Origin of the sequence: Sulfitobacter sediminivivens (assembly GCF_042611115.2) — a bacterium.
GTDB classification, from domain to species: domain Bacteria; phylum Pseudomonadota; class Alphaproteobacteria; order Rhodobacterales; family Rhodobacteraceae; genus Sulfitobacter; species Sulfitobacter sediminivivens.
The window spans coordinates 51,720-60,263 of sequence record NZ_JBHGAR020000020.1 but is presented as its reverse complement, the minus strand read 5'-3'; the positions used below and the strand labels follow the sequence as shown (position 1 = coordinate 60,263).

At 55.0% G+C, this 8,544-nt stretch carries 9 protein-coding genes; 5 read left to right on the top strand and 4 right to left on the bottom strand.

The genetic code is table 11. The annotated features are described in order from the left end of the window. Window positions 1–75: 75 nt before the first annotated feature. Genes ACEWL3_RS16965 through ACEWL3_RS16955 form a run of 3 tightly spaced genes read right to left on the bottom strand, consistent with a single transcriptional unit; the run spans window position 76 to window position 2,324 of the window. Window positions 76–813 carry an amino acid ABC transporter ATP-binding protein gene (locus ACEWL3_RS16965; RefSeq protein ID WP_386184625.1) on the bottom strand — a complete coding sequence of 246 codons (738 nt, stop codon included), beginning with the start codon at window positions 811–813 and terminating at the stop codon, window positions 76–78. Continuing rightward, entirely contained in the window at window positions 813–1,484 is a 672-nt protein-coding gene (locus ACEWL3_RS16960) for an amino acid ABC transporter permease (protein ID WP_386184627.1), read from the bottom strand. The genes ACEWL3_RS16965 and ACEWL3_RS16960 overlap by 1 nt, the downstream gene beginning before the upstream one ends. A gap of 57 nt (window positions 1,485–1,541) precedes the next feature. Further along, a complete protein-coding gene (locus ACEWL3_RS16955; protein ID WP_386184629.1) occupies window positions 1,542–2,324 on the bottom strand; it encodes a transporter substrate-binding domain-containing protein in 783 nt (260 codons plus the stop codon). Window positions 2,325–2,499: 175 nt separating this feature from the next. Here ACEWL3_RS16955 and ACEWL3_RS16950 point away from each other — a divergent pair, with 175 nt between their 5' ends. After that, on the top strand, window positions 2,500–3,189 hold the full coding sequence (locus ACEWL3_RS16950) for a FadR/GntR family transcriptional regulator (protein ID WP_386184631.1): 690 nt from the start codon (window positions 2,500–2,502) through the stop codon (window positions 3,187–3,189). On the opposite strand, the gene hydA is transcribed toward ACEWL3_RS16950, so the two are convergent. Beyond that, entirely contained in the window at window positions 3,186–4,580 is a 1,395-nt protein-coding gene (gene hydA, locus ACEWL3_RS16945) for a dihydropyrimidinase (protein ID WP_386184633.1), read from the bottom strand. The genes ACEWL3_RS16950 and hydA overlap by 4 nt on opposite strands. A gap of 115 nt (window positions 4,581–4,695) precedes the next feature. On the opposite strand from hydA, the gene ACEWL3_RS16940 reads away from it, so the two are divergent. The 4 genes from ACEWL3_RS16940 (at window position 4,696) to ACEWL3_RS16925 (ending at window position 8,542) form a co-directional block, all read left to right on the top strand. Then, window positions 4,696–5,343, top strand: coding sequence for a GntR family transcriptional regulator (locus ACEWL3_RS16940; protein WP_386184635.1), 648 nt, complete (start codon window positions 4,696–4,698; stop codon window positions 5,341–5,343). A gap of 104 nt (window positions 5,344–5,447) precedes the next feature. Next, the gene (locus ACEWL3_RS16935) at window positions 5,448–5,849 is read left to right on the top strand and encodes a VOC family protein (RefSeq protein WP_386184638.1); all 402 of its coding nucleotides are present in this window, start codon (window positions 5,448–5,450) and stop codon (window positions 5,847–5,849) included. Between the two features lie 88 nt (window positions 5,850–5,937). Further along, window positions 5,938–7,497: an ABC transporter substrate-binding protein gene (locus tag ACEWL3_RS16930; protein WP_386184640.1), complete on the top strand. Its 1,560-nt coding sequence runs from the start codon at window positions 5,938–5,940 to the stop codon at window positions 7,495–7,497. Between the two features lie 79 nt (window positions 7,498–7,576). Further along, entirely contained in the window at window positions 7,577–8,542 is a 966-nt protein-coding gene (locus ACEWL3_RS16925; RefSeq protein WP_386184643.1) for an ABC transporter permease, read from the top strand. Window positions 8,543–8,544: the final 2 nt, after the last annotated feature.

Below are 8,544 nucleotides of genomic sequence, written 5' to 3'. Positions count from 1 at the left end.
CCCGGAAAGTGCGACTTCACGAATGTCTGGTCGATCTGATATTGTGTATCGGGCATTGGGGGGCTCTCTCAGGGGTCAGTGGTTCAGAACCGCAGACAGGAAATTTTGCGTGCGGATCTCTTTGGGATTTGAAAACAATTCTTCGGGGATGCCGGTCTCAATCACTTCACCGCCATCCATAAAGATCACGCGGTCGGCAACCTGCCGGGCGAACCCCATTTCATGGGTGACGACGATCATGGTGACACCTGTGCCGGCCAGATCCTTCATCACATCCAGTACTTCTCCCACCATTTCGGGATCAAGCGCGCTGGTCGGTTCATCAAATAGCATCACACGCGGTTCCATCGCCAGCGCGCGCGCAATGGCCACCCGCTGTTGCTGACCACCCGACAGATGTTCAGGGTATTTTTCGGCCTGCTCAAAAATGCCAACACGTTTGAGCAGCACATCGGCTCGGGCAGCGGCGTCAATTGCATTCAGCCCGCGCACGCGCTGTGGGGCCAGCATCACATTTCGGCGTACCGTAAGATGAGGAAACAGGTTGAAAGACTGAAAGACCATGCCTACCTCGGCACGTACCTTGGCGAGGGATTTTCCGGAGGTCACGGGAATGCCGTCGACTACGACTTCGCTGACGCTCTCGAACCCTTCCAAATGGTTGATGCACCGTATCAATGTTGATTTGCCAGACCCGGATGGGCCGACGACGCAAACCACCTCACCTTCGGCGATGTCCAGATTAATGCCTTTCAACGCCTGAAACTCGCCATAGAATTTTTGCAAATTGCGGATGCTGACAAATCCATTCATCAACAATCTCCTGCGCCGAAACGTCGCTCCATCCGCGACACCGCGGCAACCAGTGGCCACAGGAAGGCTACATAGATGATGGCGGCCAAGATCAGGGGGCTGGGATTTGCGGCAAGTGCCTGAGCCTGTGTGGCCTGTTTCAAAAGGTCGGGCATCGCCACGACGGAGGCGAGGGCCGTGTCCTTGACAACGTTAATCGAATTGTTGGTCAGCGGCGGGATCACGATCTTTACTGCCTGCGGCAGAATTACATCGACCATCATGGGCCGGTAGCCAAGGCCAAGGGCCTGAGACGCCTCGAACTGGCCTTTTGGGATCGCCTGAATTCCGGCGCGGAAAATTTCTGCGGTATAGGCAGCCGATACAAGCGTCAGCGCCGACATTGCCGACCAGAACGGCGACAAGCGTATGCCGACGAAGGGCAGGGCATAATAGACAATGATCAGTAAAACCAGTAGCGGCAGGGATCGGAAAATGTCGATATAGATGCGAGCCAGAAGTTGCACGGGGGCCGCTGCGTAAAGACGTACTAAAGCAAGCCCAAGACCCAGAATGAGCCCGGCAATTATGCTTACCACGCCCAGCTTGACCGTGATCCACAAACCCTTAAGCAACAGGGGATAGGTCCGCAGCAATACGTCAATGTTGAAAAATGTATCAATGATTTCCATGTTGTCCTGCAAATTTGAGCCATGCCCGAATCCGGTCCGGGCATGGCAGGGGCCGTGTTACGGCATGTCCATCACCGTGACGGTCGAAGTCGTATCTTCGGGCGTCGCGCCGAACCATTTCTCGTGCAGCTTGGCGATCATGCCTTCATTCTTCAGCACGGTCAGCACGTCGTTGACTTGCATTGCAAGCTCCGCGTCCTTGTCAAACATCATCGAATAGCGTTCGCCAGTTTCGATCCGGGCAACAACCTTCAGGTTGGGTTTGTCCTTGACGTAGTAAAGCAGCGCGGGGATGTCAGAAATATATCCCTGTATCCGTCCTGCGCCCAAGTCCAGCATGGCGGGTGCCAGACCTTCGTATCGCCGGATTTCGGCAAAACCCGCAGCGTCGTTCTGGGCAGTTGCCCACATGTCACCCGTCGATCCCGTATCAACACCAACCACTTTGTCTTTCATCTCGGCCACCGTAGAAGGGCCACCTTCGGCCACGGTGAGCGACTGATCGCTGTCGTAATACGGTTGGGCAAAACTGACCGACTGCAGCCGTTCCTCGGTGATGGTGATTGATGAGATTGCGATATCGACGCGACCTGACTGCACGGCGGAAAACAAGCCGTTGAAGGGGATGTTCACAATTTCGACGTCATGGCCCAGTCGGCTGGCCACCTCGTTGACCAAATCAATCTCGAATCCGACATAGGCACCGCTGTCGTCTTGAAATTCCCAAGGCACGTTACCGATGTTCGCACCGACTTGCCATGTGTCGGCCTGTACCATCGTCGCCAACGCGCCCGAAACCGCAACTGCGGCAATCAGGCTTTTGAGTTTGTTCGTAAGCATTTTTGTTTCCTCCCTAAGTTTTGACTTGCAGCGAATCCGATAAATTGGTCTTACCGGTCTGACCAAAGACAAACACAGCGCCAAGTTTGGATCAAGTGAAAACCAACCCACTGACAATTCAGGCAATCCCGGATAGATTGTCGAAACGCTGACAAGACAAGAGCCGTAAAAAAATATGATCGACCGTACCCCTGTTTCCCAAGCCATTGCGCGGCAATTGCAGCAGATGATCCGATCCGGTGAACTGCCCAAATCAGAGCGCCTACCCTCACAACGGGTCCTGTCAGAGCAATTGGGCGTCTCGCGGCCCTCGCTGCGCGAGGCATTGATGACACTGGAAACGCTGGGTCTGGTCCGCACCTATCCAGGGCGAGGCACCGTTGTTGCCGATCCATCGGACCAACCCACTGCGAATGGAAGCCATTGGCGGTATTCGGACGACTACGGCATGACCGACGTTTTTGAAGTGCGCCTGTTGTTGGAAGGCCAACTGGCCCGCCATGCAGCGGAAAACTCGACGCTTGAAGATATTTCGCTGCTCAATGCAGTAACGGACAAGATGGAAGCGGCATGGGAACGCGGTGATCTTATAGCAAATGTCGATGAGGATCTTGTATTCCATCAACATATCGCAGGCAAAAGCCGGAATTCGCTTTTGTTGCGGACCTATACTTCGCTCAGCGCGATGGTGACGGAAACGCAGAGGCAGCCAATACCCTTCACGGCGCTAGACCGCATGGCCTGCTCAATCGCCGAACACCGTGCCATCATCGCCGCGGTGCATGGCCGCGATGCAGAGGCTGCGCAGGCTGCGATGATTGCGCATATCCGGAACACGGCGGCCTGTGCGGGCATTTCCATTTAGGTCGGGGCATCCATCTTAAGCCATTTGCCAGTTCCTGGCTGGGCGCGGAGTGAACTGTTCTGAATGATCGTTCGGCCTCGCGACAGAACCGTGACAGGTGCGCCCTTGATTGTCGTGCCTTCAAACGGGTTGTATCCAACGTTATCCTTTAGGTCATCGGGGCCATATGTGCGGGTTAGTTCAGGGTCCCAGATGGCGATGTCCGCATCAAAGCCTTCCGAAATTTGGCCTTTGGTAGGCAATCCGAATGCTTTAGCCGGGGAAGTTGCGGTCAAGGTCACAAATGCCTCAAGATCCATGCGTCCTTCGCTGACCATCGTATTGAACATCAGGGGCAGCCGTGTCTCCAACCCCGGCATGCCATTTGCGATCCGGTTGAAAGGAACGTCCGTGCCATGGGCAAACTTTCCGCTGGCATCCATGCGATACGGTGCGTGATCGGAGGTCACCAGCCCGATCGTGCCATCGGCAATCGCGTCCCACAGCGCCTGTTGATCGTCGGTTGTACGCTGCGGCGGCGAACACATAAAGCGCGCGGGGTTATCCCGCTCGAGGATATCCACAGTCATGAACAGATAATGCGGGCAGGTTTCGGCCTGTACCATTGTGCCGCGCGCCTGCGCCTTTCTTACGATGTCGGCCCCTTCGCGGGTCGAGACGTGAAAGATCATGATACGAGCCCCGGTGAATTCGGCAAATCGGCACATTCGGTCGATAGCTTCGATCTCTGCTTCACGGGGATGAGATGCGGCATGGTACTTAGGCGCGGTTTTGCCTGCCGCCAACAACTTTTCCGTCATGTTGCGGATCAGCCCGTCGTTTTCGGCATGGAAGCACACCAGCGCCCCATCGCGTTTTGCCACGTCGAGTATGTCCAGGATGGATTTGTCGTCCTGACGCACCTTGTCGTAAGTTGTGAAAATCTTGATCGAACGGTGGCCTTGGGCAATCAGTTCGGGAATGTCGTCGCTAAGGTTTCCATCACTGGTATCTGCGACGATCATGTGAAAGGCGTGGTCGATTAGAGCCCCCTTTGTCGCAAGTGCCGTGTAGTCGGCCACGACCTTTCGCATCTTGTGTCCGGGATGTTGCGCCGCAAAGGAAACGACGGTGGTTGTGCCTCCGAAGGCGGCGGACCGTGTTGCAGATTCAAAGGTGTCTGCATTCATTAGGCCCGCACCGGATATCTGCTCAATATGACAATGCGTGTCTACCCCACCAGGTAGGACAAGCAGGCCACTCGCGTCAATTTCGGTTGAAGTATCGCCAGACAGGTTCTGGCCTAATGCGGTTATCTTGCCTTCAGTGATCCCGATGTCCGTTTTTTCGGTGCCACGCGCTGTCACGGCAGTGCCGCCGCGAATGATGGTATCAAACTCTGAGATTCTCATGGCAATTCCGACCTTATGAAGATAGTATTTAAATACCGAGTGTATACCATTTCGGGAAAATTGAAAGATTGCGTGTAGCAAAGACATCATGGGCCTACCGCCACAGGGAGACGACATGACCGAGATGACGCAAACGTTGGGCAGTTCAACCTTTCAGCGTATGAAAGCCATGATTCTGGATGGCACACTTGAACCCGGCACCTTGTTACGAGAGAAGAGTTTCGCAGACCGCCTTGGGGTGTCGCGCACGCCTGTCCGCGAGGCCATCGGTCAATTAATCAGCGAAGGGCTTGCCACGCGATCAACTGGTGGGACACCTATGGTCAGTAGCATATCCCTGAGCGAGATTATGGAAATACTGCACGTTCGTAGCCTGTTGGAGTGTGAAGCAGCACGAAAAGCGGCTATTTCAAATGCCTCGACTGACGATCTGGCAAAGCTCAGAACCCAATTTGCGGGCTTTTTGACGGGCGCGCGGCCCAGTGCTGCGGTTCATTCCGCGCTTGATACGCAACTACACATGGCCATTGCACGGATGGCAGGATCCAAACTGCTGGCGGAATTGATCGAGGGATTGAAGATCAAGACATTGATGTATGATCAGGGATCCATTCCTGATCGTTTCGAGCCTGGCTGCCAAGAGCACCTGGCAATCATCGATGCGGTGATGGACAAATCGCCTGATCGTGCGCTGGCTGCGATGAAGCTGCATCTGGGCAAAGTGCGCGAATCCATTATCTCGCATATTCATCACCCTTTCTAAGCGCGAAAACGTCGGGCCGGACTGTAAAATTTTCTGGGGGCTGTTGACTTGGCAGTCACTGTGTATACCATCTGCATACCAAATCAGAGCTGGATGGAAACCCTATGACAATCCAAAGCGCGCAGCGGCCAACTGACGGGATCGTTCTCGTTATAACCTTTCAGTATTACCGCGACCTACCCAGGGCGATGCGGTTCTATGAAGATATTCTCGGTTTCGCCCTCGCCATTGATCAGGGCTGGTCGAAAATCTATCGAATCGATGGTCAGGCCCATGTCGGTCTCGTTGATGAGACGCGCGGCATGCAGAACTGGTCCGAAAATAAGACCTGCCAAGTCTGTCTCCGCGTGCCGGATGTAGATGCATGGCATGCTTGGGCAGCCTCAAAAGACGTTGGTGGGCTAACCAAGCCGCGCGAGAGCGAAGAACTGGGCATCCGCGCCTTCGTGATGAACGACCCTGAAGGCTACCAGATCGAAGTGCAGACGGCGAAGCCCGGTCACTGAAGTAACTTCTGCACGACCACACATAACCAAAAGAGCAGACACACATCCAGAACACCAATCGCAAAGCAACCAACAAAGAGGATTAACCATGAAATACCTGTCCCACTCTGCGCTCCGCGCGGGTACCCTTGGCGTGGCTCTTATTGCCACGACGGCGGCAACTGCCTTTGCCCAAGACAAATCCGTGATGATCGGTCTGACTTCGGACCCAAGCCACTTGTACCCGCTCGCGGGAGAGGAGCTTTCGTCGAACATCATGTATTATCACCTATACGATCCATTAGTGAAGCGGACTGCCGAACTGAATTTCGTTCCGGGTCTGGCGGCAAGCTGGGAAAACGTCGATGACACGACTTGGCGTTTCAAGCTGCGTGAGGGCGTGACGTTCCACAACGGCAACCCATTCACGGCATCCGATGTTGTCTATACCGTCAAAAAAGCCAAGGAATCGATCCGGCCTGATCTGGCAGCCAACATCGCAACAGTCACTGCTGTTGATGACTTGACGGTCGAAATCACCACGCCCAAGCCTTATGCGGTGCTGCCCAATGATTTGGCTGAGCTGCTGATCCTCGATGAGGAATACACGACCGAGACTGGCGATGAGCAGATGGACCTCAAGCCGATGGGAACTGGCCCTTTCATGCTTGAGGAGTGGATCAAGGAAGAGAAGCTGGTTCTGAAAGCGTTTGACGCCTATTGGGCGGGCGCGCCAAAGATCAAGACAGTAACTTTCCGGCCGATCACCAACCCCGCAACGCGGACCGCGGCCCTACTGACTGGTGAGGTCGACGTCATCCAAGACCTTGCCGTGCGCGATGTCGAGCGGGTGAAATCCGAGGATGGCTTTCAAGTGATCACACGGCCAAGTCTGCTGAACGTGGTCCTTGCAATGGATACCCGCGCCGTCTCGCCGACGATCGAAGGTGATAACCCGATGACTGACCAGCGTGTGCGGGAGGCAATTGCCCGTGCCATCGACACAGATGCGATCAACAAGATTGTGATGAATGGCCTAGCGACACCCAGTGATCAATTCGTGCCCGCATCACACATTGGTTATGTCGATGGCATGAGCTTCCGTGAGATGTATCCGGTAGACATCGGAAAGGCCAAAGCACTGATGGCAGATGCGGGGCATGCCGACGGGTTCACCATGACGCTGGATGCCACTAACAATCGTTATGTCAACGACGCGCAGATTGCGCAGGCATTGGCGTCGATGCTGGCCAAGATCAACATTGATCTCAAGCTGAACATCATGCCCAAGTCGAATTTCTGGGGTTATATCCGTGTCCCGACTGAAAACTCCAGTTTCATCCTGAGTGGCTGGGATGTTCCTGCGGGAGATGCCGGGTCAATGTACGGTGCGCTGTTTTATACACGTGACAAGAAAGAAGGCTACGGTCAGGTCAACCGAGGTTCCTATTCTAACCCGGAAGTGGATGCACTGGTCGACAAGGCCGATGCCACGCCCAGCATTGAAGAGCGTGACCAGTATCTGCAAGAGGCGACCAAGGTGCTGATGGCGGATATCCCGATGATCCCGGTGCATTACGAGCAAGATATCTATGCCGTGCGTAAGGGCGTGACCCTTGAGCCGCGCGTGGACAAGTTTCTTTCTGCCTATGACATGGACGTTGAGTAACACATCAATTCCAAGACCCCGGCACGTTTTCTGCCGGGGTCGTCGTTTCTAACATTTCTTGAAAGATTGATCCTCACCCATGCTCGGATATCTGCTCAAACGCCTGATCCAAATGACGCTGGTGCTTTGGGTCGTTTCGGTCATCGTCTTCATGATGATGAGCTTTACCGGCGATCCGGTGTTCATGGTCGTGCCGATCGACGCAACCGATGCCGAAATCGCGCAGGCCCGCCGTCTGCTGGGCCTAGATCAGTCAATTCTGGTGCAGTACTGGAAATTCCTGACCAGCCTGCTGCAGGGGGATTTTGGCCGTTCCTACGTCTTTCGCCAACCCGCGATGACACTGATCCTCGAACGGATGCCCGCCACCGTCGAGATGGTTCTGGTGGCCATGGCGATGGCGATTGTCGTTGCCATTCCCCTGGGTGTCTATGCTGGGGCGAACCCCGACGGGCGCATCAGTCGCACGATCATGGCTGGGTCGCTGTTGGGCATTTCGCTGCCGGGTTTCTGGGTCGGCATGGTGCTGATCTATGTCTTCGCCGTGAGTTGGGGCGTCTTTCCGTCCTCGGGGCGTGGCGACACCGCCGAGCTGTTTGGCCTCCGCATAAGCCTGCTCACTTGGGACGGCTGGCATCACATCATCTTGCCCGCCGTGACCCTGTCGCTTGGGACAATGGCCATCCTTTTGCGCATGACCCGCGCGGGGATGATGGAGGTGGGACGGCAGGACTACATGAAGTTTGCCCGCGCCAAAGGTGCCACGCGCCGGGATGTACTCTATAAGCACGGATTGAAGAATGCGCTGATCCCCGTAGTGACGATCTTTGGATTGCAACTGGGTGACCTGATCGCTTTTGCCACCATCACCGAAACGATTTTCAGCTGGCCCGGCATGGGCAAGCTCTTGATCGATTCAATCTATCGCGCCGACCGGCCCGTCATCGTTGTCTATTTGATGTTGGTGGCGCTGATCTTTGTGGTGATCAATTTCCTTGTCGACATCGTCTATACGTTGATCGACCCGCGCATTACGTTGAAGTGAGG